The sequence below is a fragment of the Peteryoungia aggregata LMG 23059 genome (genome assembly GCF_030814435.1).
GTDB lineage: Bacteria > Pseudomonadota > Alphaproteobacteria > Rhizobiales > Rhizobiaceae > Allorhizobium > Allorhizobium aggregatum.
The window spans coordinates 192,489-218,029 of record NZ_JAUSUW010000001.1; the positions used below are offsets into that span (position 1 = coordinate 192,489).

Here is a 25,541-nt window from a genome sequence, read left to right on the forward strand (position 1 = left end):
TCCCCCCCTTGAGGGGGAGATGCCCGGCAGGGCAGAGGGGGGTACCATGCCCCAGAACGACAGAAGCAGTTAAAGCCCCAGCATCCGCCGGTTCGCCGCATCATCCGTGCCACCGGCGGCAAAATCGTCAAACGCCTTTTCCGTCACCCGGATGATATGCGCCTTGACGAACTCAGCCCCCTCGCGGGCGCCGTCTTCGGGGTGTTTCAGCGCGCATTCCCATTCGACAACGGCCCAGCCGTCGAAATCGTTCGCTGCCATCTTCGAGAAAATCGCGCCGAAATCGACCTGACCATCGCCCAGCGAGCGGAAGCGCCCGGCCCGGTTGACCCAGCCCTGATAGCCGCCATAGACGCCCTGCCGGCCGGTCGGATTGAACTCCGCGTCCTTGACGTGGAACATCTTGATCCGGTCCTTGTAGATGTCGATGTTGTCGAGATAGTCGAGGCATTGCAGCACGTAATGCGAGGGATCGTAGAGCATGTTGGCGCGCGGATGGTTCTTCACCCGCTCAAGGAACATCTCGAAGGTCACGCCGTCATGCAGGTCCTCGCCCGGATGGATTTCGTAACACACGTCGACGCCCTGCTCCTCGGCATAATCGAGGATCGGCAGCCAGCGGCGCGCGAGTTCATCAAAGGCAGTCTCGACGAGACCGGCCGGTCGCTGCGGCCACGGATAGATATAGGGCCAGGCGAGCGCGCCGGAAAAGGTCGCATGCGCCTTGATGCCGAGATTGCGCGAAGCCTTCAGCGCATACTTCACCTGCTGCACGGCCCATTCCTGGCGAGCCTTCGGATTGCCGCGCACTTCGGGTGCCGCAAAGCCGTCAAAGGCTTCGTCATAGGCCGGATGAACGGCCACGAGCTGGCCTTGCAAATGGGTGGAAAGTTCGGTGATCTCGACGCCGTTACTCCGCGCCACACCGGCAAGTTCGTCGCAATAATCCTTGGATTCAGCCGCCTTTTTCAGGTCCATCAGCTGGCCGGCCCAGGTCGGGACCTGCACGCCGACATAGCCCTTGTCGGCCGCCCATTTGGTAATTCCATCCCAGGTATTGAACGGTGCGGCATCGCCCGCAAACTGGCCAAGAAAGATCGCCGGCCCCTTGATCGTCTTCATGAATTCTCCTCCCTGAGCATTCCTGCAACGTTTCCGTTAACGATTACAGGAGATGGAATTTCGACACAACGGCAATGATGCCCGAGACGGAAATCTGCCCGGGAAAACCCGGGCAGACTGATTTTGCTTCGCTTTCGGATCAGAACGGCGAATCCGGGAAGTAGTAGTTCTTCGCGTTGTCGGGCGTGATCAGCGTCGCGTCGAGCGTATAGGTGCCGTGGACGGGAACGGCGTCGTAGATCGCAGCCGCCGTCAGCTCCATGGCCGTGCCGACCATCGACGGCGGGTAGAGAACGTTGACCGGAACCATCTTGTCGCCGTCCATGACCTTCTTGATCATGTCCTTCGAGCCGGCACCGCCGATGATGTACTGGATGTCGGTACGACCGGCCTGTTCGATGGCCTGGAGAACGCCAACGGCCATGTCGTCGTCCTGGCACCAGACGACATCGATCTTCGGATACTTGGTCAGGTAGTCCTGCATGACCTTGAAGGCATCGTCGCGGTTCCAGTTGCCGAACTGGCGATCGAGCACCTTGACGTTGGAACCCTTGATGCCTTCATCGAAGCCGTCCTGGCGCTGCTGGTCGATCGGGATCGGCAGACCGCGAATGACAACGACTTCGGCGTCCGGCGAGTTCTTGGCGATGTATTCGCCGGCAACCTTGCCGAGCGCCGGATTGTTGCCGGCCACATAGAGGTCACGCACGCTGTTGTCGTTCGCTGACGGCGCACGATCCACGATCGTCACGAAGTGGCCCTTGTTCTTCACTTCCTTCATCGCGTTGACCAGCGGATCCGGATCGGTCGGCAGGATGACGAGCGCATCAATGCCCTGGATTTCCAGATCCTGGATGGCATTGGCCTGGGTGGCCGGATCGGCCGAGGTCTTGACGATGACGTTGAGGCCCGGATGCTCCTTCATCAGAAGCTCGGCCACACGATTGGCGTGATAGACGACGCCAGCGGTCCAGCCATGGTCGGCAGCCGGAATGGAAACGCCGATGGTCTTCGTCTCCTGCGCTTCTGCTGCCGTGAAGATCGAGGCCAGCGCCGTCATGGCGACAGCAAGGCCCAACAGTTTCTTGTGCATTGGTTTCCTCCCAAAGTGACAAAGGGTCTCTGAACTGACGGACCGGGCGCCCCTCCTGCGCCCGACCGTTTCTCTACGCCTTGCGCGCCAGCGACCGCTGGACGAGCATCGCGATGATGATGATCGTGCCCTGGATGGCGCCGATCAGATATTCGGAGATGAAGTTCGACAGCAGCATGATGTTGCCGACGAGTTCGAGGATGAAGGCACCGCAGATCGTGCCCCAGACGCGGCCCGCCCCGCCCTTCAGCGCCGTGCCACCGACAACGACGGCGGTGATCGCCTGCAGCTCCCAGAGAATACCCGTGGTCGCCGAGGTCGAACCGAGGCGCGGCACGTAGAGGAGCACGGCGATTGCGACGCAAAGCCCCTGGATGACGAAGGCAATGGTGCGGACCCGGTCAACGGCGATGCCGGAATAGCGGGCAACGTCCCGGTTTGAGCCGACAGCAACCACATGGCGGCCATAGCGCGTGCGGTAGAGAATGACGGCAGCAATCGCGGTCACCACGAGGATTACGACGATCGGCACCGGCAGACCGAGGATCGAACCGAAATAGACCGGGCGGTAGATCTCCTGCTGCACAGGGTCGCGCAGCGTGATCGCCCCGCCCTGGGAGAGCCATGTGGTCAGCCCGCGATAGATGCCCATGGTGCCGAGCGTGGCGATGAAGGGCTCGATCTTACCGACGGTGGTGATCAAGCCGTTCAAGAGCCCGCAGAGCGACCCGATGATGATGGCGAGTGCCATGGCGGACGCGATCATAAGGCCCGGATCGGCAATGGCGCCGGAATTCATGAACAGGATCATCAGGCTGGCAACGAAGGCCACCATCGAACCAACAGACAGATCAAGATCCCCCGAGGAGATGACGAAGGTCGCACCGACGGCGATAATGGCGATGAAGGCCGAGCGTGTCGCAACATTGGCGAGGTTGGTGAGGCCGATGAAATTCGGGTTCACCAGCGCCCCGACGATCAACAGGATCAGCAGCGCGGCAAAGGGTGCCACGGCGCGCAGATCGATATCGCGCCAGGTGCGGCGTGAACGGCCAGGGCCAGCGCCAGGGGTCGTCGTTTCAGTCTCGGCAGTCATGTCTTCCCGTCTCCTCCCGCGCGCCCTGTGTTCAAGGCCGCGCACCCTGAAGTCTTGGTTCTCAAACCCGGTCTTGCCGCCGGGCTGTGCAAATCGCTCAGCTCGCCATCTGCCGTTTCAGGCCGGCGGCGTAGCGCATGATCGTCTGTTCGTTGATATCCTCACCCTCGAGCAGGCCGACCATCCGGCCCTCACGCATCACGGCAACCCGCGTGCAGAGCCCGATGACTTCAGGCATTTCCGAGGAGATGACGATGATCGAGCGCCCTTCGCGGGCGAGTGCAGCAATGAAATGATAGATCTGCTGCTTGGTGCCGACATCGATACCGCGCGTCGGCTCGTCGATGATGATCACGTCGGGCTCAACTTCCATGATCTTGGCGAGGAGGAGCTTCTGCTGGTTACCACCGGACATGCGCCCGACCCGCACCTTCTCGTCGCGCACGCGGATGTCGAAACGCCGCTTGGCACGTGCCATGGCCTTCGCCTCGCTGCTGGGATCGAGGTAGCCGTGGCGGACGTGATTGTCCATCGACTGCAGTGTCAGGTTCGCGGTCATGCCCTCGCCGAGCAACAACCCCTTGCCCTTGCGATCCTTGGTCATATAGGCGAGCCCGCGCCGGTTCGCCTCGCGAAAATCCTGCTGGTCGAGCACCATGCCCTTCAGCCAGACGTCGCCCGACAGCCGGGGTCTGAGACCAGCGACCGCCTCCATCAGCTCCGTGCGTCCAGAGCCGATCAGCCCGGAAAAGCCGAGCACCTCGCCGCGCTTCAGGTCGAAGCTGGCATTCTTGACGAAGCCGGTCGTCAGATCCTTGACCGACAGGACGATCTGCTCGTCGACATCGGGCTCGTGTTTGTTGGGATAAAGGCTCGACAATTCGCGGCCGACCATCAATTGGGCGATCGCCTCGCCGTCGAGCGCAGACGTCGGCGCCGTCTTCACCCACTGACCATCACGCAGCACCGTGACGCGATCGGTCAGTTCCATCACCTCATCGAGCTTATGGCTGACGAAGACGAAACTCGTGCCGCCGGCGCGCAGCTTGCGCACCTGGCCGAACAGCACTTCCGTTTCGTCACGCGAGAGGACAGCCGTCGGCTCATCCATGAAGACGATGCGCGCCTTGCGGCTGATCGCCTTGGCGATTTCGACCATCTGCTTGTCGGCGACGGCGAGCGAACTGATCAGCGCATTCTCGTCGATTTGAGAGCCCAGCTGATCCAGGACCCGCCGGGCCTCGGCGCGCATCACCTTGCGGTCGAGCATGCCGAAACGCGTGACCTCGCGGCCGAGAAACAGGCTTTCGGTGACGGTCAGGTGGTCCGCGAGATTGAATTCCTGGTGAATGAGCACGATGCCAAGCGCTTCGGCAGCACCATTGGCCGGCAGGATCACCGGCTCGCCGTCCAGCAGGATGCGCCCGGCGGTCGCCTGCTCGAAGCCCGAGAGGATCTTCACGAGCGTCGACTTGCCCGCGCCGTTTTCGCCCATGAGCGCATGCACCTCGCCCGGCATCACGTCGAAATCGATGCTGAACAGCACCTGCACGTCGCCAAATGATTTGGAGATACGCTCCGCCACGAGCACGGGTGTCCGCGCCTCGCCCCCAACCGATGTCATGCAATCCTCCCGGCGGTTCCTCCACCGCTCTGACATCCCGTGTAAACCTTTACATGATTGATGTAAAGGTTTACATCGTCACATCATGGGGACAATTTGCTCCCTCTCGGCTTTCGCAGTCGCAGCAGTGAATGTAAGGTCTCCAACGATTCCAGACGGATAGGGGATAAAGCCGCGTGCCGGATTCTGCACCAGCGACGATCGAGGACGTGGCACGCATCGCGGAAGTGTCGATCGCGACGGTGAGCCGTGCGATCCACACCCCGGACAAGGTGGCCAAATCGACCCGCCAGCGCGTCAATCAGGCGATCGCCATCACCGGCTATACGACCAATGCCATGGCGCGCTCGCTGCGCATGGGCCGGTCGAACATGATCCTGATCCTCGCCCCTGACATCGGCGACCCGAATTTTTCCTCGACCCTCATTGGCCTCGAAAACGAGGCGCGGGCCCATGGCTTTGGCGTGCTCATCGGCCATACCCAGAACGACCCGGAGCGCGGGCTGGAATATCTAAAATTCTTGAGCTCCGGTCAGGCGACGGGCCTCGTGCTCTTCACTGGCCACGAGCCCTTCGGCCATCAGGTCGTCGGCCAGCGCCTGCCGCCGTCCGTCGCCGTCTTTGAACCCGTCTTCGGCTCGAAGATCTCCTATGTCGGCGTCGACGATGTCGCCGGCGCCCGCAAGGCCGCCGAACATCTTCTCGCCGCCGGTCACCGCTCTATCGCCTTCATCGGCGACAGCAAGACAAGGCTCGGCCACCAGCGCCGCCGCCAAGGTTTTGACATCGCGCTCGACGCCGCCCGCATTCCGCCGCAGCAGCGCTTCGTGCTGGAAGGCGAAGGCACGATCGAAAGTGGGCGGCTGGCCGTCGAACAGCTCTTCATGCGCGACACGCTGCCCACAGCCTTCATGTGCGTCAACGATGCAACCGCCGTCGGTGTGTTGAACGGCCTCAACGCCCGCGGCTACGACCTGCCGCACGACTTCTCCGTCATCGGCTTCGACGACGTGCCTCAGGCGACCTATGTGAACCCGGCGCTGACCACCATCCGCCAGCCGCGCACCGCCATCGGCCGCCAGGCGATGTCGCTGTTGATCAAGTCTCTCTCCGACCGCCCGACGGAGCGCCAGGAAATCCTGCTGATGCCGGATCTGATCGTGCGCGGATCGGTCACGGCGCCGGTTCGCCGCTGAGCGGGCGGACCTCACCCGGACTTCAACCCAAATAGACAAAGACCCCGCCCTTTCTGAGGGCGAGGTCTCCGGCTCCGATATCTGGCCGATCAGCGGTGATCAGCTCGGCTTGTAGGGCAGCGACGAGTGATGCAGCACGATCTTCAGCGTGCCGTCATCCATCCGCTCCATGCCGAAGGTGTATTCCACCTTCACTTCAGAGCCGTCCTTGGTGGTGAAGTAGTAATTGCCCATCGACAGCGCGCTGTCGGAATCGATCACCGTGCCTTCGTTCTCCCAGCGGACATTCGAATAGGGCGCGATGGCAAAGCCTTTGTCTTCGGCGATGCTGCCCTTCACGAAATAGGACAGCGCCTCGTCGACCGTTCCACGGAACTGGTCTTCGGCAGCCAGCGTCGGCTTGAACAAAACGGGGCTCTCGCCATAGGCGTAGAATTTCGCGATATGGGCGCTGGCCGCCGCCTTGTAGTCGCCGCCGTCGGTGAAGGTCTTGCCGATCTCCACGATCCCCTCACCCCAGGCCTTCTGCGTTGCTGTGACCTCGGCTTCCGTGATCGGCGTCTTGTCGTTGGCTTGCGCGGCACCGACTGCGATGGCGCTGACCAGTCCAAGCGACATGATGGCTGTGCGAAACATTCTCTTGATCTCCCGTTTCTGCGGCGTGATTGCCGGACAGGACAGAGGTGGTGTCGACAGCTTCATAGTGCCAATTGAAATTAATCTCAGCATTGATAGCCTAAGGGCATCAATCAACGAGACCTCTTCATGCGCCCCACGCTTCGCCAGTTGCAGTATTTCGTCGCGGTCGCCGAATACGGCTCCTTCGGTATCGCCGCCGAACGGCTGGCCGTCAGCCAGCCGAGCCTGTCGAAGCTTCTGGCCGGCATGGAGGACGAACTGGGCTTGATCCTTTTCGAACGCACTTCGCGCCGCGTGGCGCTGACGGCAATGGGCGCCGCCCTCCTGCCGAGGGCCCGGGCGATCCTTCTGGAGGTCGAGGATTTTCGCGCAGCCGCACGCAGCGTTTCGGACCCCTTCGACAACAGACTGAGCATTGGAGTCCTGCCCTCGGTCGGCGCCTATTACATGCCGCTTGCCAACAAGCGCCTGCACCTGCGTTTCCCCAACCTGCGCCTCGCCATCCATGAGGGCAGCACCGTCGAGCTCCTGCATCAATTGCGCGACGGCCATCTCGACGCCGTCATCGGCTCGACGATCGAAAGCGAACATGTCACCAGCCGGTTCCTGTTTTCCGAAACGCTCTGGATCTGTGCGGCGGAGGACGATCCGCTGTCGCAATCGAAGGAACCTGTCACGCTTGCCGATCTCGCCGGCAGGCCGCTCCTGTCGCTGCGCCCGGGTTATGCCCTGACCCGCATCGTCGAACATCTGGCCGAACTTGCCGGCACCAAGGTCAGCCGGGACTATCAGGGGTCGAGCCTGGACGCCGTTCGCCAGATGGCGGTGATCGGCGCCGGTGTCGCCGTCCTGCCTTCGCTCTATGCGCTGGCCGAAGCGATAAGGCAGCCGGATTTCGTCGTCCGCCGGCTGGATCATCCCGAGGCCCTGCACCCGGTCGCGCTCCACTGGCGCAGCGCCTCCCCCATGGCCGATGCCTTCGAGACGCTGGCCAAGGCCCTGATCGCGGTCAAGGAAGAGATCCGCGCCGCCCGCACCGACCCCTTTGCCCGGCGCGCGCCCTGAAACGGGGGAACCGAAGCCCCCTCCATCGTGTTGCATGGAGCATAGCCCTTAGGCCTGTCGAGAATGACAGGAAAACCTTGGCCTTGCCGCCCCGGCTGCCTATGTAGGAAACCAAAACGACGACTGGGACAAGACATGAGTGTCGCCTTCACCAAGGAAGAGAGTTCGGAAACCGCAGCGGAGCTGCATCTGCCGGACAGACCGATTTCGCCCCATCCGAACCTGGTGACCGCAGAAGGCTTGAAGCGTCTCGAAGTCCAGGCGGAAGAGGCACGTGTCGCCTATCTGGGCGCCCAGGCGGTCGAGGATGTCAACGAGCGCCGCCGCCAGTCGGCAGTGCCGTATCGCGACCTGCGTTATCTCACCGAACGGCTGCGCACCGCCCAGGTGATCCCGGAACCGGAGAGCAATGCCGTGGTCGCCTTCGGAAGCCGGGTGACTTTCGAGCGCGATGACGGCCGCGTGCAGACCTATCGCATCGTCGGCGAGGACGAGGCCGACCCGAAATCCGGCTCGATCTCCTTCGTCTCGCCGGTGGCCAGCCGGTTGATGGGCAGAGCCGTGGGGGATGTCGTGACGGTGGGCGATCAGGAGCTGGAGATCACCGCGATCGGCTAAGCGGCGTTTGCCCCCGCGCGCCCGACCGTCATCCTCGGGCGCAGTCCCGAGGATCTACTGCCGCCTGCCGAAAACCCGTCTCTTCAGCCGACCGCTGGGCCCGCCCCACACTCACGAACCGTCCCCACCGCGACCACCCTTGGCAGATCCTCGGGACTTCGCCCGAGGATGACGGCGGTACAGGAATGCGAAAGGCCGGGACGCTTGCGCGCCCCGGCCTACAAAGACATTCAGAGCGTCAAAATCAAACGTAGCGGTTGACCACGTTCTCCAGCAGTTCCTGCTTCCCGGAAACCGGCTGCGGGTTGATGTTTTGGGCTTCGACGCGGGCAGCGATGGCGTCGAGGCTTTCCTCGCCGCGCAGCATCTTCTGGTTTTCGGCCTTGTCCCAGCCGGCATAACGCGAGCCGAGCGGCCCCGACAGCGCCTTGTCCTCGATCATCTTCGCCGCAGCCTTCAGGCCACGGGCGCAGCAGTCCATGCCGCCGATATGACCGATCAGCAGGTCTTCGGCGTCCAGCGACTGGCGGCGCAGCTTGGCGTCAAAGTTGGTGCCGCCCGAGGTGAAGCCGCCGGCCTGCAGAACCTGGTAATAGGCCAGCGCCATTTCCGGAACATTGTTCGGGAACTGGTCGGTATCCCAGCCGGACTGGTAGTCGTTGCGGTTCATGTCGATCGAGCCGAAGATGCCGAGCGCGCCGGCAAGCGCCAGTTCGTGCTCGAAGGAATGGCCGGCGAGGATCGCATGGCCCTGCTCGATGTTCACCTTCACTTCCTTTTCGAGGCCGTACTTCTTCAGGAAGCCGTAGACGGTGGCGACATCGTAGTCGTACTGGTGCTTCGACGGCTCCTGCGGCTTCGGCTCGATCAGGATCGCACCCTTGAAACCGATCTTGTGCTTGTATTCGACGACGAGGTTGAGGAAGCGGCCCATCTGGTCGAGCTCGCGGGACAGGTCGGTGTTGAGCAGGGTCTCATAGCCCTCGCGGCCACCCCACAACACGTAGTTCTCACCGCCGAGACGCTGGGTCGCGTCGAGGCAGGTCTTCACCGTCGCGGCTGCAAAGGCAAAGACGTCAGGATCCGGATTGGTGGCAGCACCCGACATGTAGCGGCGATTGGAGAACATGTTCGCCGTGCCCCAGAGCAGCTTGACGCCGGTATCGGCCTGCTTCTTGGCGAAGTAGTCGACGATCTCATTGAGGTTCTTCGTGTTCTCGGCAAAGCTGTTGCCCTCGGGGCGAACATCGGCGTCGTGGAAGCAGTAATAGGGCGTGCCGAGCAGCTGGAAGAATTCGAAGGCAACGTCTGCCTTCAGCTTGGCTGCATCCATCGTGTCGTTGAACCACGGACGCTCGAACGTGTTGCCGCCGAACGGGTCGGTGCCCGGCCACACGAACGTGTGCCAATAGGCAACGGCAAAGCGCAGATGGTCTTCCATGCGCTTGCCGAGGACGACTTCGTCCGGGTTGTAGTGGCGGAATGCCAGCGGATTGGTGCTGCCTTCGCCTTCATATTTGATCTTCTGGATATTGCCGAAAAAGCCTGTGTTCATGGGTGTTTCTCCTCAATTAATGTCTAGTCGTCTTCAAAACGTCATCGTGCCCAGGATACCCCCCTCTGCCCTGCCGGGCATCTCCCCCTCAAGGGGGGAGATTGGAGTGGGGTACGCTCTCTGCCTCACGCCATCGACACGTAACGGGTGAGGCATATTCTTGGCGAAGGTCCCGCCTCCTGCGGATCTCCCCCCTTGAGGGGGAGATGCCCGGCAGGGCAGAGGGGGGTACCAAGCCCAAGGACCTTGACCGTCAAATCCCCCGGATCGCCGGATAAAGCGCCCGGTAGCGCCCGTAAGCCGCCTCATAGGCAGAGCTCAGCGCCTTCACCGGTTCCACCGTCTCCGCCGTCTGCGGCGCCGTGCAGACCGAGAGCGGATCAGCCCCGGTTGCCGCGATCAATCCCAGACGTGCCGCCCCGAAGGCCGCGCCGAAATCGCCATCGGCGGGAATATCGACCGGCATGTCGAGCGCGGTGGCGATCGAGGACAGCCAGTAACGCGAGCGCGAGCCGCCGCCGATGGCCGTCACCCGCGAGATCTTCGTGCCCGCAGACTTCAGGGCTTCGAGACTGTCACGGATGGCAAAGGTGACGCCTTCCAGCACCGCCTGGGTCAGCACGACACGGTCGCTCTCATGGCCGAGGCCGATAAAGGCGCCGCGGATCTTAGCGTCATTATGCGGTGTCCGCTCGCCGGAGAGATAGGGCAGGAAGGTGACTCCGGTCGGTGCCTTCAGAACATCACCGAGTTCGCCGGTCAGCTCGCCGGCCGATTTGCCGGTGACCGTCGAATGCCAGTTGAGCGCGTCGGTTGCCGAGAGGATGACACCCATCTGGTGCCAGGTCTTGGGCAGCGCATGGCAAAAGGCATGCACGGCACTTTCCGGCTTCGGCAGGTAGGAGGCATTGGCGGCAAACAGCACGCCCGACGTGCCGAGCGAGACAAAGGCCTGGCCTTCGGCCACCGTGCCCATGCCGCAGGCAGAGGCGGCATTGTCGCCTGCCCCACCCGCCACGACGACGTTCGAGCCTAGGCCCCACTTTTCAGCCAGTTCGGCGCGCAAGGTGCCGGCGCGATCTGTGCCTTCGACAAGGCCCGGCATCTGCTCGACGGTCAGGCCGGTGGCCTCCAGAAGTTCGCTCGACCAGGCGCGCTTGCCCGTATCGAGCCAGCTGGTGCCAGCCGAGTCCGACATATCGGAGAGGTATTCGCCGGTGAGCCAGAGGCGGAGGAAATCCTTGGGCAGGAGCACCTTAGCGACCTTGGCGAAGGTATCCGGCTCGTTGTTCTTCACCCAGGCGAGCTTCGGCGCGGTAAAGCCCGGGAAGACGATATTGCCGGTCAGCGCCCGGAAGCGCGGGTCTGCATCCAGCGCGGCGGCTTCCGCATGGCTGCGCGTATCGTTCCAGAGGATGCAGGGGCGGAGCACCCGGTCCTTGGCGTCGATGAGCGTTGCGCCATGCATATGGCCGGAAAGACCGATGCCCTTGACGGCGGCGAGTTCCGTCGGATGCGAGGCCTTCAGCGCCGCGACCGCCTCTTCCGTCGCCCTCAGCCAGTCGCCGGGCGCCTGCTCCGACCAGCCGGGATGCGGCCGCTGGACGGTGAGACCCGCGTGACCGACACCGATCACCCGCTGCTGATCGTCGATCAGCATGGCCTTCACGCTCGACGTGCCGAGATCCAATCCGAGATACATGGGTGTCCTCCATTCCTCCACCCTCAGGGCAGATTGTCCTTCAAGAATATGTCGATACGAATGCGCTCCTGGGCAGCGACAACAGGCAGCCCATCGGCCTTCGCCTTCAAAACGCGGATGGCGCTGCGCACTTCATGGCCGGCATCCTGGTTGAGTACGGCATCGATCAGCCCCGATTGCAGCGCGCCACGCGTCGTTTCCGTCAACTCGTGGGCGATGACCACGGGACGGCGCTCGGCGGCAAGGCGATCCAGCGCCTTGATCAGGCCGCGGTTGCCGGCCCCCAGACTGTAGAGGCCGACAATGTCGGAGCGTTCCGCAAACAGCGCCGTCACCAGCATATCGACGATCGCCGGATCGTCGCGCCCCTCCAGCACCGGCAGGCGCTCGAAACCGGCAAAATCGCAAGCCATGGTGGCGGAGAAGGCCTGGAAGCGTTCGCGGTGGTCGCGCACCAGCATCGAACCCGCCAGGACCGCTACAGCGCCCTCTCGTCCGCCGAGGAAGCGGCCGATCAGGCTGGCAGCCGTGCGCCCGGCCGCCGCATTGTCGATACCGGCATAGTGGTCGCGGCCAGCGCCCGTGAGGTCCGAGACCAGTGTCACCAGGGGAATGCCGGCGGCGAGCACCCGTTCGGCAGCGGCCGCCACCTCCGGCGCATCAACGGCGACGAAGGCAATTCCGGCCGGCGCTTCGGTCACGGCACCATCCAGCGCCTGTGCCAGCGCCTGCGGGTCGAAAGCCGGTACGTCGACGATGCGGATCGCGATCCGCTCGACGGCAGCGTGTCCGGTCGCCTCATCAAGCGCGACCCTAAGACCGCGCATGAACGAATTATCGTTGGAGGGAATGAGAAAGGTCAGCGGATAGACGCGCCCCTTGGCAAGATTTGCCGCTGCCACATCACGCACGAAACCGAGCGCGCTCACCGCCTGGTCCACCTTCTCGCGGGTGCGCGCACTGACCCCCGGTCGCCGGTTCAGGACCCGGTCGACGGTGGCAAGGCTGACGCCCGCGCGGCTCGCGATGTCATGGACAGTGGGCTTCATTCTCTCCTCCGGCGCCTGTCCTACACCAGCGGATGAGGTACGTAAATCAGAAATCTGATGTACGTACCTCTTAATGATCAAAAAAAGAGGCCGCCCCACAGGATGGGACGACCGAGTAATGGAGATCAATGGAACACTGGACCCGCAACCTTATGCGGGCATGGTGTCCTCAGTGCCCTGCACCGGCGGGTGCTGCTCCCTTGGGCTTCTTCAGAAGCAACGTCAGGAAGACCAGCGCGGTGAAAAGCACGGTGAGCCCCATGAAGACATCCATGAAGGACAGGAGCCAGGCCTGCTGGGTGGCAACACCCGACAGCTTCTTGATCGCCACAGCAGTCCCGTCCAGACCGTAGCTGTCGTAATTGGCCCCCACGCTCGCCAGCCAGTCGAGAGCCGCCTGATTGCCCCAGCTCAGCTGTTCCGCAAGCCGTGCATAGTGATCGTCGGTGCGCTGGGTGAGCATGGTATTGATGATCGCCAGGCCAACCGCGCCACCCAGATTGCGTGTCAGGTTGAACAGACCGGACGCATTCTTCATCCGCTCCGGCGGCAGCGTGCCGAGCGCCAGATTGTTGATCGGCACCATGCAGATCATCAGCGAGCAGCCGCGCAGGATCTGCGGCACGAGCAGCTCGTAGAAATCCCAGTCTGCCGTGATCCCGGTCATCATGTAGGTCCCGAGCGCAAAGCCGGAAAAGCCGATCATCATCATCACGCGTGGATCGAGCTTGTTCGAGAGAGCGCCGGCGACCGGTGCGGTCAGGAACATCGCAGCACCAGAGACAAACATGGTCTCGCCGATCATGAGGCTGTCATAGCCGCGGATCCGGCCAAGATAGAGCGGATAAAGATAGGTCAGTCCGTAGAGCCCCACCCCCATGACGAAGGAGAACAGGGAACCGAAGGCGAAATTCGCATTCGAGAACGCCCTGAGATCGACGACCGGGAAATCCACCTTGAACACCCGACGGAAGAAGATGAAGCCGCCGATCACCATGGCGATCGTGCCCATGACGATGTGATGGTCGTTGAACCAGTCCTTGTTGTTGCCTTCTTCCAGCACGAACTCCATCGAGCCGAGGAACACGGCCATGGAGGCCAGTCCCCACCAGTCGAACTTCTTGAACAGGCTGTATTCCGGCTCGTCGAAATCGATCAGGCTCCAGGCTGCCGCAGCGACGATCACGCCGGGAATGACGTTGATCAGGAAGAGCCAGTGCCAGGACATGGCATGGCTGATATAGCCGCCGATCGTCGGCCCGATCGTTGGCGCGAGTGTCGCGACGAGACCAACCATCGGCGAGACGATGCTGCGCTTGGAGGGCGGGAAGATCGTGAATGCCGCCGCAAACACCGACGGGATCATGCCGCCGCCGATGAAGCCCTGGATCGCCCGGTAGACGATCATCTGCTCGATATTCGTCGCGGTAGCACAGAGCGCACTGGCAAGCGTGAATCCGGCGGCGCATACGGTGAACAGCACCCGGGTCGAAACGATCCGTGCCAAAACGCCCGACAGCGGGATCATGATCACTTCGGCGATCAGGTAGGACGTCTGGACCCATGCGATTTCGTCGGACCCCGCGCCAAGACCGGCCTGGATCTCGGACAAGGAAGCCGAAACGATCTGGATGTCGAGGATCGACATGAACATGCCGAAAACCATTGCCAGAAAGGCGAGGACGCGCCTCGGATCCATCCGCTCCTCGGCGGGTGCCGATGCAGCGATGTCTTGTGTATTGATAGCGGCCATGTGACGGCCCTTTCGCTTACGACAGCCGGTGGTTTACTGTGCGGCAAGCGCCTGGCCCTCAGGGGCCGTGCGGGTGTCGACGTCGACGATGACGCTGAGGCCGGCGCGCAAGTGGCCGCCAGCGAGCGCATCCTTGGGCAGCGCGATACGAACGGGCACGCGCTGCACGACCTTGGTGAAGTTGCCGGTGGCATTCTCCGCTGGCAGCATAGAGAAGATAGCGCCGGAGGCCGGAGCGATCGAGGTGACCGTCCCCTCGAGCGGCTGGTCGCCATAGGCGTCGACATGGATCGAAACCTTGGAACCGGGAACCAGATCGGCGATCTGCGTCTCCTTGAAATTCGCCTCGATATAGAGCTCGTTGGTCGGGACCAGTGCGGCGAGCCGCTTGCCAGCCGAAACAAGGTCACCAGCCTGGACCGAAAGATTGCCGATGACACCGTCATACGGCGCCTTGAGCACGGTAAAGTCGAGGTCTCGCTTGGCCTTGTCGATTGCCAGCTGCTGCAGGCGCACAGCGCTCAGCGCCTCCTCGCGCTGGGCCTTCAGGAGCGCCAGATTGGCTTGCGCCGAGGAAACGGCCGCCTGGCCGGCAACGACATTGGCCCGCGCCTGATCGAGCGCTACCTTAGCATTATCCAGATCAGCGGCAGTGCCAACAGACTTGGATGCGAGCTCGCCGGCGCGATTTGCAGTGATTTCAGCGCCGCGAACGGCCGCGTCGAGCGCACCGAGCTGCGCTTCGGACTGCGCTACACTCGCCTCTCCACCGATGATCTGCGCATCGATCCGCTTCACGGACAGTTCAGCGCTCTCCTTGCTGGCCAGCGCCTGCTCGTAGGCGATCTGGTAGTCGCCACCGTCGAGCGTGACAAGCGGATCGCCGGCATGGACGATCTGGTCGCTGGTTACGTTGACCTTCTCGACATAACCGGAAACCTTGGGCGAGATGATTGCAATGTCACCTTCTATATAGGCGTCTTCCGTCGACACCATGAAGCGCCCCTCTGTCCACCATCCATATCCATACCAGGCCGCGCCGCCGAGCAGTGCCGCGACGAGGATGGGGAAAACAGAGTTGCGCTTCTTGGCCTTGTCCGCGACGAGCGCCTCTGCCGGTGGTGATTGGGCCCCCGCATCCGTTTCCGTCAGGGGCGCAGCCTCATTCCGGTCGACTGGAGTGGAAGTGGAACTAAGGGCGGTGGATCTTTGCGTGACTGACATGATACGGACCGGGGATGGGTTGAACTTATTCGAACTGAACCGTTCGGTTCGATTGACATAGAGCCTTTTTTACCTCATATCAAGAACAATTCCCGAGGATGCGTCCTCAGAACCCCGATTGAGTTAATTTTTCGAAGGCGGCATGCCGAGACAGATGATGAAGCAGGACGAAATGGAGATGACGACGGCCCAGATGTGCGGGGCGGCCGGACGATTTGCGGCCGGCGCGGATCCGGTGAAACGCGGCCAGATCCTGGACGGCGCCAAGCGCGTCTTCATGAAACTCGGCTACGACGCTGCAAGCATGAACGACGTGACGCGCGAAGCGGGTGTCTCGAAGGGGACCATCTACGTTTACTTCCAGAGCAAGGAAGATCTGTTCGGCGCTCTGGTCGAGCGCGAAAAGAGCGCCTTCGATGCCGCCATCCAGCAGATTCTTGCCGAAAGCAACACGGTCGAGGAAGGCCTGCGGCGCTATGCGATCGCCCATGCGCACTTCATTCTCGATACCGAGATGATCCCCACCATGCGCATCCTAATGGGCGTGCTCGATCGCATGCCGGCGCTCTGTCAACGATTCTTCGCGTCGTCGCCGACCAATATCAAGGTGTTGCTGCAGGACTACATCGCCGCTGCGAACGAAAAGGGCGAACTCTCAGTCGAAGACACCGATCTCGCCGCACGGCAGTTCATCGACATGTCGACGGCCGGCTACTTCAAGAAGAAGCTGTTCAATGACATCCCCGTGCGCCCTGACGACAAGGAGATCGAACGGGTGGTGGAGTCCGGTCTTCGCATGTTCATGACGTTCTACGCACCCCGGAAAGACGCGACTTCCGACTGATCGCCCAACGGCGTCTGCTCCCTCTCCGGCGAAAAATTCACCGCTTGCCATTTGCGGCGATATGTCTCATGTCCTGAATGGCCCATCCGTTTGATCAGCACGGAAGAACTTCATGCAGGATATTCTCGTTCTTCTCCAGGACCCCGCCGCCTGGGTCGCACTCGTGACGCTTGTCGTCATGGAAGTCGTTCTCGGCATCGACAATCTGATCTTCATTTCGATCCTGACCAACAAGCTGCCGGCCGAGATGCGCGAAAAGGCCCGTCGCATCGGCATCGGTCTGGCACTCATCATGCGCCTCGCCCTGCTCGGCACCGTCGCCTGGATCGTCCAGCTGACCACGCCCGTATTCGAGCTATTCGGCCACGGCTTCTCTTGGAAGGACATGATCCTGATCGCCGGCGGTCTCTTCCTCGTCTGGAAGGCGACGAAGGAAATCCACCACGCCGTGGACCCGGTCGACAAGCAAGAGGACTTCATCGCCTCGACCGCATCGACGACCTTTGCCAGCGCCATCGGCCAGATCCTGCTGCTCGACCTCGTCTTCTCGATCGACAGCATCATCACCGCCGTCGGCATGACCCCACATGTGCCGATCATGGTCGTCGCCGTGGTCGCAGCCGTCACCGTCATGCTCGTTGCAGCCACGCCGCTTGCCAACTTCATCGAGAAAAATCCGACCATCGTCATGCTGGCGCTGGCCTTCTTGATGATGATCGGCACGACGCTGATCGCAGAAGGCATGGGCTTCCACGTGCCGAAAGGTTATGTCTACGCCGCCATGGCCTTCTCGGCCCTGGTCGAGGTGCTCAACATGTTCGCCCGCCGCAAGCGCGAGCGTGATCGAAACGCGAAGGCCACAGTTGCCCATTGAGGCGCGAACCCGAAAATCAACGAAGGCCTGTCGCAAGATGGGCCTTTTTTATGGTGGAGCGTATAACGTCGGAACTGATCACCCCTTGCCGGAATTGCAGCTAGCGCCTACGCCGACATCGATCATCCGCATTTTGCCGGAGCCCCATGACCTACGAGCAAATCCTCGCCTTCAGCCTTATCGCGTTGATGATGGCTGCCTTTCTCTGGGAAAAGTTCCGCTACGACGTCGTGGCCTGCGTCGCCCTCGTCGCTGCGGTGACGTTCGGCCTGGTACCGGTCAACAAGGCATTCTCCGGCTTCTCCGATGATCTCGTCATTATCGTCGGCAGCGCCCTCGTGGTCAGCGCCGGCGTGGCGCGATCGGGCGTCGTCGACCTTGCCATCAAACGTTTCTTTCCGGCGCTCTCGTCGCTGCACGGGCAGATGCTGCTGCTTCTCGTCACCGTCACGATCCTCTCCGCCTTCATCAAGAACATCGGCGCGCTCGCCATCATGATGCCCGTCGCCTTCCAGTTCGCCCGCCGCTCCAATGTGCCGCCCTCGGTCTTCCTCATGCCCATGGCCTTTTCCGCCCTGCTCGGCGGGCTGATGACGCAGATTGGCACTTCGCCGAACATTGCCGTCTCGCGCCTGCGCGAGGAACTGACCGGCCAGCCCTTCACGATGTTCGATTTCACCCCGGTCGGCGCGACGCTCGCGGCAGCCGGCATCGTCTTCCTGATCTTCTTCTACTGGCTGGTGCCGCGCCGCGAGAACCAGAACCCATCGCTGCAGGAGGCGCTCGAAGCCTCAAGCTTCGCGACGGAAGCCATGATCACCCGCCAGTCTCCCTTTGTCGGCAAGACGCTGCACCACTTGCTCCAGACATCCCATGGCGAAGTGACCGCCACCGCCATCCTGCGCGGACAGACCCGTCTGTCGCCCTTCCCCGACGTCCTGCTGCACGAGGAAGACACGCTGCTGCTGGAAGGTCCATCGGAAGCACTGGACCGCATCGTCTCCCAGGGCAATCTCAGCCTTTCCGGCAACACCGATGGCGACCGCAAGCGGCGTGGCGACATCTCCTCCGTCGAGGCTGTCATCGGACGCGGCTCGCCACTGATCGGCCAGACAACCAGCGAGCTGTCGCTGGTCCACACCTACGGCGTCAATCTGCTCGCCGTCAGCCGCCAGGGCAAGCGCATACGCGAGCGCCTCGGCCAGCTAACCCTGCGCTCAGGCGACGTCGTGGTGCTGCAGGGCCTGCGCCAGCAGATGCCGTCGATCCTCACCGAACTCGGCTGCCTGCCGCTCGCCGAGCGCGAGATCCTGCTCGGCACGAGCCGCAACATCTTCATCCCCCTGGCAATTCTGGTCATCGCCATGGGGGCGACAGCCCTCGGCCTCGCCCCGGTCGCCATTGCCTTCTTTGCCGCAGCGCTCGCGATGGTGGCCTTCGGCGTGATCCCGGTCAGCGAAGTCTATCGCGCCGTCGATGGTCCGATCCTTGTGATGCTGGCGGCTCTGATCCCGGTTGCCGATACGCTGCGCACTTCTGGCGGCAGCGACGTCATCGCCGGCTGGCTCAACATGCTGGCTGGCGGCATGCCACCCTGGGGCGCCGTCGCCATGATCCTTTTGACCGCCATGGCAGTGACACCCTTCCTCAACAATGCCGCAACCGTGCTCGTCATGGCCCCGATCGCCGCGAGCTTCGCCACCACCCTTGGCTACAAGCCGGAGGCTTTCCTGATGGCAGTTGCCATTGGTGCCGGCTGCGATTTCCTTACCCCGATCGGCCACCAGTGCAACACGCTGGTCATGGGGCCGGGCGGCTATCGCTTCTCCGACTATCCAAGGCTTGGCCTGCCTCTTTCTGTTCTCGTCGTCCTGGTGGCGGTCCCGGCCCTGCTGATGGTCTGGCCGGTTCAATAGGACAAACCCAGAAAAACCTGCGTCGGCGGACGCAGGTTTTCCTTTGGGGCGGGACTTGGGGGAGAACGCAGGCCAGACGTTAAGGGGCTCGTCTGCATTGCGTCGGCGACGGGGAGAAACCGGAAAAACCTCCGTATCCCCCTTGATCCGTGGCATCCGCTTGGCACGGCCGGCGTTCTGTCACGGAAACGCAAGTCTGCCCCTCCAGTTCCAACGCATACGAATTTTTTCAGATTGTTTTCGAGGACCGCTCGGCATCACCAGATTTCCGTGGTTTTTCTTGACGCAACGGCCTGAATATGGCCTAAGGCCAGCCGGTGGAACCGGCTTGCACAGGCAGACTTCCTCGCCTGTTTCCGGTGAGCCGCCATACTGATTTCGCACATTGTCCCGATCCGGCGCCTGTCGCCCGATCACCCGCACGCACCACGAGCTTTATCCATGACCAAGTCCGGCGTCCGAGTCCGCATTGCCCCCTCCCCGACCGGCGAGCCCCATGTCGGCACCGCCTATATCGCGCTGTTCAACTATCTCTTCGCCAAGAAATTCGACGGCGAGTTCATCCTGCGCATCGAGGACACCGACGCGACCCGCTCGACGGCGGAATTCGAGCAGAAGGTGCTGGACGCGCTGAAATGGACCGGCCTCACCTGGACGGAAGGCCCCGATGTCGGCGGCCCCTACGGCCCCTATCGCCAGTCCGAGCGCAAGGATCTCTACCGCCCCTTCGTCGACAAGATGCTCGACAATGGCGGCGCCTTTCATTGCTTCTGCACGCCCGAGCGGCTGGACGCCATGCGCGAAGCCCAGCGCGCCGCCGGCAAGCCGCCAGGTTATGACGGCCACTGCCTGCATCTGAAGGCCGAGGAAGTGACCGCCCGCGTTGCCGCCGGCGAGCCGCATGTCGTGCGCCTGAAGGTGCCGACCGAAGGCTCCTGCGACTTCCATGACGGCGTCTATGGCGATGTCTCGATCCCCTGGGAAAGCGTCGACATGCAGGTCCTCTTGAAGGCCGACGGCATGCCGACCTACCACATGGCAAACGTCGTCGACGACCACATGATGAAGATCACCCACGTCGCCCGCGGCGAGGAGTGGCTGGCATCGGTGCCGAAGCACATCCTGATCTACCGCCATCTCGGCCTTGAGCCGCCGGTCTTCATGCACCTGTCGCTGATGCGCAATCACGACAAGTCGAAGCTGTCGAAGCGCAAGAACCCGACCTCGATCTCCTACTACTCCGCTCTCGGCTACCTGCCGGAAGCCCTGATGAACTTCCTCGGCCTGTTCTTCATCCAGATCGCCGAAGGCGAGGAACTGCTGTCGATGGAAGAGCTGATCGAGAAGTTCGACCCCGACAACCTCTCAAAGGCCGGCGCGATCTTCGACATTCAGAAGCTCGACTGGCTGAACGGCCGCTGGCTGCGCGAAAAGCTGACACCGGAAGAGTTTGTTGCCCGCGTCCTCGACTGGTCGATGGAAAACGATCGCCTCGTCGAAGGCCTGAAGCTTGCCCAGAGCCGCGTCACCAAGCTCGGCGAAGTCCCGCCGCTCGCCGGCTTCCTGCTCGCCAACGACGTTGGTCTTTCGCCCGCCTCCTTCGGCGGCTTGAAGACCAGCCCGGCGGAAACACTCGAAATCGTCACCACCGTTCAGGCGGATCTCGAAAAGATCCTCGAATGGAACGTCGCGACCATCGAGGAAGAGCTGCGTGCGATCTCCGAGCGCATGGGCAAAAAGCTCCGCGTCGTCACCCCGCCCCTCTTCGTCGCCGTCTCCGGCAGCCAGCGTTCGCTGCCGCTGTTTGACTCGATGGCGCTGCTCGGCCGCTCGGTCGTGCGCCAGCGTTTGAAGGTGGCGATCCAGGTGCTGACGTCGATGGCGGGTGCGCAGAACTGATTTGAGACATTGCCCCTCATCCGCCCTTTGGGCACCTTCTCCCCGTAAACGGGGAGAAGGCCACGACGGCCACCCTCGGCAAGACGTCCCCTCTCCCCGCCTGCGGGGAGAGGGTAGGGTGAGGGGCAAAGACATACGGCAGAGGCCAGAGGCCGCCACAGGAACCACACAATGACCGAACAGACCAACGAAACCGCCCTCTCCTCCGACCCGACGGAAGTCCGCCGCCAGAAGCTTGCGCTGCTGCGCGAAACCGTCGGCGACGTCTATCCGGCGCATTTTCACCGCACGATGACCAATGCGGAGTTTGCCGAGAAATATGCGGGCCTGGAACTGGACGAAACGTCTGACGACATCATCACGGTCGCCGGTCGCGTCTATTCCTCGCGCAATTCCGGCATGTTCATGGATATCCATGACGCCTCGGGCAAGATCCAGATCTTCTCCCACAAGGACACGACCCCGGAGGAAGCCCGCGCGCTTCTGCCGATGATCGACCTTGGCGACATCATCGGCGTCAAGGGCCAGGTCCGTCGTACCAAGCGCGGCGAACTGACGATTAACGCCCATGAAATCACCATGCTGACCAAGACTCTCCTCCCCATGCCGGAGAAGTATCATGGCCTGGCCGACATCGAGCTGCGCTACCGCAAGCGCCACCTCGACATCCTCACCAACGAGGAATCCAAGCTCCGCTTCCAGCAGCGCTCGAAGATCATCTCCGGTCTGCGCCGCTTCCTCGAAGGCGAAGGTTTCCTCGAAGTCGAGACGCCGATGCTGCAGACGGTCTATGGCGGGGCGAACGCAGACCCGTTCAAGACCTTCCACAACACACTGAAGATGGACATGTATCTGCGCATCGCGCCGGAACTGTTCCTCAAGCGTACGCTGGTATCGGGCCTGGCCGACAAGGTGTTCGAGGTCAACCGCAACTTCCGCAACGAAGGTGTGTCGACCCGCCACAATCCCGAATTCACCATGATGGAATGCTACTGGGCCTATGCCGACTACGAGGACATGATGGGCCTCGTCGAGCGCATGTTCGAGACGCTCGCGGTCGGCATCCACGGCACGACCGACCTCACCTTCGGTGACAAGCAGCTTTCCTTCAAGGGACCGTTCAAGCGCGTGCCCATGCCTGATGCCGTGAAGGAAGCAACCGGCATCGACTTCCTGTCGATGAAGACCGACGAGGAAGCCCGCACCGCCGCCAAGGCCGCCGGCTTTGCCGTCGAGAAGGACTGGACCTGGGGCGAATGCCTTGCCTTCATCTTTGAAGAGAAGGTCGAGGGCACGCTGATCCAGCCGAGCCACGTCACGCATTTCCCCAAGGACATCTCGCCGTTTGCCAAGGAAGTGCCGGGCGAGCCGCGCCTCGTCGAACGTTTCGAGACCTATTGCAACGCCTGGGAAGTCGGCAACGCTTTTTCCGAGCTCAACGACCCGGAAGAGCAGCGCAAGCGCATGGTCGAGCAGCTTGAACAGGCCCATTCGCGCGGCGAAAAGGACAAGCAGCTGGACGACGAATTCCTGGATGCGATCGACCAGGGCATGCCGCCCGCCGGCGGTCTTGGCATCGGTGTCGACCGCCTGATCATGTTGCTCACCAACGCCCCGTCGATCCGCGACGTCATCCTCTTCCCGGCACGCCGCAACAAGGCCGACTGAGCGGGACGGCTAATACAGGTTTCAAATCCCGGATCTCTTCGCAGGTCCGGGATTTTTCGTTTGAAGACAGCCCATTCAGGTCCGCGCACTGACGAGCGCACCTTCAGCGCCTATTCTTTTCGTTGCATGTGAAAAGCGAGAGCCCGCCAGAGGTAGAAGTTAACGGAAAATTCATTAGCTTACCCCTAATGGTTGAGAAGGCATGATGCAGCCTCGCGTTTGACGAGGTCAATTTTCAAAAGTGTTTCCCGATATCCTTAGGAAGCAAACCATGATTTCCGGCGTCAATTCGCTATCAAGCTCCACGATCTCGCTGCTTTTCTCTGCAACGCCCTCACAATATGAGGGCGGGAACACGTCGGCAGCGAACTCCTCAATTGAGGCGACCGGAAACACCGATAACGTCTTCAAGGCCGCAAATGCGATCGGCAAGATCATCGAAATTGTGGCCGGAATGGGCGGCTCTGAGGCTGCCTCCTATGGCATGTTCACGATGGAAGGCGCTCATCGCACCGAGAACGCGAACGGCACCTACACACTGACGAAAACCGGCACCGGGAAGGGCGTTCCAGACGATCACTATGCGGCTACGGCGATGGCCTCGTGGAAGGAAAAAGCCGCAGGAAACGGCCCCAAGGCCGAATGGGCGCGGTCTTATCTCGATGCCTTGGAGAAGGGAACGATTGCCATCTACGATATGTCGAAGATGGGTGTCACGTCGACCATGACCGAACGCCAGACTTTCAACGCGGACGGGAGCATGCGAGGCTCGAGCACCAGCTGGAACACCCAAGGTATGGACGCTTTCCTCGAGCAATACACGGAGATCAGAGACGGCGTCATGTATGACAAGGCCACCGGCGGCCATGCGTCGATCTCCCAGAACGGAACTGTATTCACCTATTCGGTTTGGTAGAGCACAGGAAACCGCAGCACATGCGGCAACGCTCCTTTCGAACTCAATAACACCGAAGAACAGCATAAGCATATGGCCGATCCGCGATCGTCATCCTCTTCCCAGCGCGCCGCAACAAGGCCGACTGAGCAGGACGGCAGATACAAGTTTCAAATCCCGGATCTCGCAGGAGGTCCGGGATTTTTCGTTTCCGTCGGACACAAGATCCGGCTCAGCCCGAAGCCGGCGCGCCCTTCTCGGCGATATCGAGAAAAAGCCCCGTCATGATCCGCATGCCCTCTTCGGCAATCGACAAGAGCGCATGCTCGTTCGGCCCATGCTGGCCGCAGTCGGCATGCGCATGCGGGATCCAGATCGTCGGCAGACCCAGCACGTCGGTGAAGACATCGTTCGGCAGCGACCCCGCAAGATTGGGCAGGAGATGCGGAGCCTTGCCAGTTGTTGCGGTAATGGACTGCTCGACAAAGCGCACCCAGGGATGATCCGGCGGAAAGCGTGTCGCCTTGAAGGCCGGCCCTTTGGCCCGGATCTCCACCATCGAAAAGCCTGCGGCATCGAGATGCCGCCTGAGCGCCGGCAGGATCTCGTCCATGTCAGTGCCGACGACAAACCGCAGCTGACAGGTCGCCCGCGCTGACCCCGAGATGGCATTCTGCGGGGCCGCGATATTCCCTGCCGAAATCGCGAGAACGGTCAGCGAATTCCAGCCGAAGACCCGTTCGGACGGCGTGAGATCCGCCTCGCCCCAGCCCTCATCATGCCGGCGCGGCGGCAGATCCTTGAGCGCTGCACGAATGTCGGGTGTGAGGCTCGTCGGGCGCCATTCCGGCACCAGGATCTGGCCGCGCCGATCGACAATGGCGGCGATGGCATGGGTGAGCAGGATCACGGGATCGGCAAGCAACCCGCCGAAATTGCCGGAATGATGATCGCCCGGCCGCAAGTCCACCACGAGATCGAAGCTTAGGCCGCCGCGCGAGCCCATGAACATGGTCGGCGTCTCGACCTGCAGCCTCGGCCCGTCCGAGGCAATCAGCACATCCGCCGACAACAGGTCGCGTTCGCGCTCGAAGAAGTCCCGCAAGCCGTAAGACCCGGTCTCCTCCGCCATTTCCAGCACAATCTTGACGTTGAAGCCGAGGCGCCCTCGTCCCTTGATCACGGTCTCCAGGGCCTTGATGTTGATCAGGTGCTGGATCTTGTTGTCGGCGGTGCCCCGACCGTAAAGCCGGTCACCCTCCTGCGTCAGCCGGAAGGGATGCAAACCCTCGCGCCAGCGGGATGCCTCGCCGTTGCAGACATCGCCATGCCCGTAGATCAGGATGGTCGGCAGGCCCGCACCCTCGATCCGCGACCCGACGAGAATGGGCGCACCATCCGGCAGCGGATTGTCGAAGGTCCGGCAGTCAAAGCCGATGCCCTCCAGCATCGGCCTGACATCCTCCTTGAGATAGGCGATGAGATCGTCGGGCAGCCCCTCCGATTGGCTCACCGAAGGGCGCGCGACAAGCGCTGCGAGATCAGCGGCGAGAGCGCCACTCGACGCATAGTCGGATGCGTGCTGAATTAGGGCCTGTCGTTCCATGAGTTCCCGGTCGTCTTGCGTTGGACCTCCCGACGCAAGACTACAGGATTCGCCGTCGTTGACGATCGGTCACAGCGGATAAGCAGCGTCATGACCGAAGCGG

20 protein-coding genes are annotated in these 25,541 nt (G+C 62.1%); 9 read left to right on the forward strand and 11 right to left on the reverse strand.

Annotation, left to right across the window (positions count from 1 at the left end):
- Nucleotides 1-69: 69 nt before the first annotated feature.
- The 4 genes from J2045_RS00920 to J2045_RS00935 all read right to left on the reverse strand — a co-directional run bounded on the left by J2045_RS00920 (nucleotide 70) and on the right by J2045_RS00935 (nucleotide 4,935).
- Nucleotides 70-1,122, reverse strand: a complete 1,053-nt coding sequence (locus tag J2045_RS00920; RefSeq protein ID WP_307368151.1) for a sugar phosphate isomerase/epimerase family protein — start codon at nucleotides 1,120-1,122, stop codon at nucleotides 70-72.
- 139 nt (nucleotides 1,123-1,261) lie between these two features.
- Nucleotides 1,262-2,215, reverse strand: coding sequence for a substrate-binding domain-containing protein (locus J2045_RS00925; protein ID WP_307368154.1), 954 nt, complete (start codon nucleotides 2,213-2,215; stop codon nucleotides 1,262-1,264).
- Nucleotides 2,216-2,288: 73 nt separating this feature from the next.
- A complete protein-coding gene (locus J2045_RS00930; RefSeq protein WP_307368157.1) occupies nucleotides 2,289-3,311 on the reverse strand; it encodes an ABC transporter permease in 1,023 nt (340 codons plus the stop codon).
- A 97-nt stretch (nucleotides 3,312-3,408) separates the two neighbouring features.
- Complete coding sequence (locus J2045_RS00935; RefSeq protein ID WP_307368159.1) at nucleotides 3,409-4,935, reverse strand: sugar ABC transporter ATP-binding protein; 1,527 nt, start codon at nucleotides 4,933-4,935, stop codon at nucleotides 3,409-3,411.
- 176 nt (nucleotides 4,936-5,111) lie between these two features.
- Between J2045_RS00935 and J2045_RS00940 the strand changes: the two genes are divergently transcribed.
- Entirely contained in the window at nucleotides 5,112-6,131 is a 1,020-nt protein-coding gene (locus J2045_RS00940) for a LacI family DNA-binding transcriptional regulator (RefSeq protein ID WP_307368162.1), read from the forward strand.
- A gap of 99 nt (nucleotides 6,132-6,230) precedes the next feature.
- Here the strand turns inward: J2045_RS00940 and J2045_RS00945 are convergent, their stop codons facing one another.
- Entirely contained in the window at nucleotides 6,231-6,767 is a 537-nt protein-coding gene (locus tag J2045_RS00945; protein WP_307368165.1) for a metal-independent carbonic anhydrase family protein, read from the reverse strand.
- A 129-nt stretch (nucleotides 6,768-6,896) separates the two neighbouring features.
- Between J2045_RS00945 and J2045_RS00950 the strand changes: the two genes are divergently transcribed.
- Together J2045_RS00950 and greA are read left to right on the forward strand one after the other, a co-directional pair.
- Nucleotides 6,897-7,835, forward strand: coding sequence for a LysR substrate-binding domain-containing protein (locus tag J2045_RS00950; protein WP_307368168.1), 939 nt, complete (start codon nucleotides 6,897-6,899; stop codon nucleotides 7,833-7,835).
- Nucleotides 7,836-7,970: 135 nt separating this feature from the next.
- Entirely contained in the window at nucleotides 7,971-8,453 is a 483-nt protein-coding gene (greA, locus tag J2045_RS00955; protein WP_307368171.1) for a transcription elongation factor GreA, read from the forward strand.
- Between the two features lie 244 nt (nucleotides 8,454-8,697).
- Here the strand turns inward: greA and xylA are convergent, their stop codons facing one another.
- The 5 genes from xylA to J2045_RS00980 form a co-directional block, all read right to left on the reverse strand.
- Nucleotides 8,698-10,008, reverse strand: a complete 1,311-nt coding sequence (gene xylA, locus J2045_RS00960; protein WP_307368175.1) for a xylose isomerase — start codon at nucleotides 10,006-10,008, stop codon at nucleotides 8,698-8,700.
- A 253-nt stretch (nucleotides 10,009-10,261) separates the two neighbouring features.
- Complete coding sequence (gene xylB / locus J2045_RS00965; protein ID WP_307368178.1) at nucleotides 10,262-11,710, reverse strand: xylulokinase; 1,449 nt, start codon at nucleotides 11,708-11,710, stop codon at nucleotides 10,262-10,264.
- A 23-nt stretch (nucleotides 11,711-11,733) separates the two neighbouring features.
- Nucleotides 11,734-12,759 (reverse strand): LacI family DNA-binding transcriptional regulator, encoded by a 1,026-nt coding sequence (locus tag J2045_RS00970; RefSeq protein ID WP_307368181.1) that lies wholly within the window; start codon nucleotides 12,757-12,759, stop codon nucleotides 11,734-11,736.
- Nucleotides 12,760-12,928: 169 nt separating this feature from the next.
- Nucleotides 12,929-14,512 (reverse strand): DHA2 family efflux MFS transporter permease subunit, encoded by a 1,584-nt coding sequence (locus tag J2045_RS00975; RefSeq protein ID WP_307368184.1) that lies wholly within the window; start codon nucleotides 14,510-14,512, stop codon nucleotides 12,929-12,931.
- Between the two features lie 33 nt (nucleotides 14,513-14,545).
- Complete coding sequence (locus J2045_RS00980; protein WP_307368187.1) at nucleotides 14,546-15,736, reverse strand: HlyD family secretion protein; 1,191 nt, start codon at nucleotides 15,734-15,736, stop codon at nucleotides 14,546-14,548.
- A 142-nt stretch (nucleotides 15,737-15,878) separates the two neighbouring features.
- On the opposite strand from J2045_RS00980, the gene J2045_RS00985 reads away from it, so the two are divergent.
- From J2045_RS00985 to J2045_RS01010, 6 genes are all read left to right on the forward strand, one after another.
- Entirely contained in the window at nucleotides 15,879-16,580 is a 702-nt protein-coding gene (locus tag J2045_RS00985) for a TetR/AcrR family transcriptional regulator (protein WP_370872949.1), read from the forward strand.
- A 112-nt stretch (nucleotides 16,581-16,692) separates the two neighbouring features.
- Complete coding sequence (locus J2045_RS00990; RefSeq protein WP_307368190.1) at nucleotides 16,693-17,454, forward strand: TerC family protein; 762 nt, start codon at nucleotides 16,693-16,695, stop codon at nucleotides 17,452-17,454.
- Between the two features lie 146 nt (nucleotides 17,455-17,600).
- Nucleotides 17,601-19,370: an SLC13 family permease gene (locus tag J2045_RS00995; RefSeq protein ID WP_307368194.1), complete on the forward strand. Its 1,770-nt coding sequence runs from the start codon at nucleotides 17,601-17,603 to the stop codon at nucleotides 19,368-19,370.
- Between the two features lie 441 nt (nucleotides 19,371-19,811).
- On the forward strand, nucleotides 19,812-21,269 hold the full coding sequence (gene gltX, locus J2045_RS01000) for a glutamate--tRNA ligase (protein ID WP_307368197.1): 1,458 nt from the start codon (nucleotides 19,812-19,814) through the stop codon (nucleotides 21,267-21,269).
- 171 nt (nucleotides 21,270-21,440) lie between these two features.
- Nucleotides 21,441-22,937, forward strand: a complete 1,497-nt coding sequence (gene lysS, locus J2045_RS01005) for a lysine--tRNA ligase (protein ID WP_307368200.1) — start codon at nucleotides 21,441-21,443, stop codon at nucleotides 22,935-22,937.
- A gap of 271 nt (nucleotides 22,938-23,208) precedes the next feature.
- Nucleotides 23,209-23,853 (forward strand): hypothetical protein, encoded by a 645-nt coding sequence (locus J2045_RS01010; protein ID WP_307368203.1) that lies wholly within the window; start codon nucleotides 23,209-23,211, stop codon nucleotides 23,851-23,853.
- Between the two features lie 211 nt (nucleotides 23,854-24,064).
- Here J2045_RS01010 and J2045_RS01015 read toward each other — a convergent pair whose 3' ends face one another.
- A complete protein-coding gene (locus tag J2045_RS01015; protein WP_307368207.1) occupies nucleotides 24,065-25,438 on the reverse strand; it encodes a M20 family metallopeptidase in 1,374 nt (457 codons plus the stop codon).
- Nucleotides 25,439-25,541 lie beyond the last annotated feature (103 nt).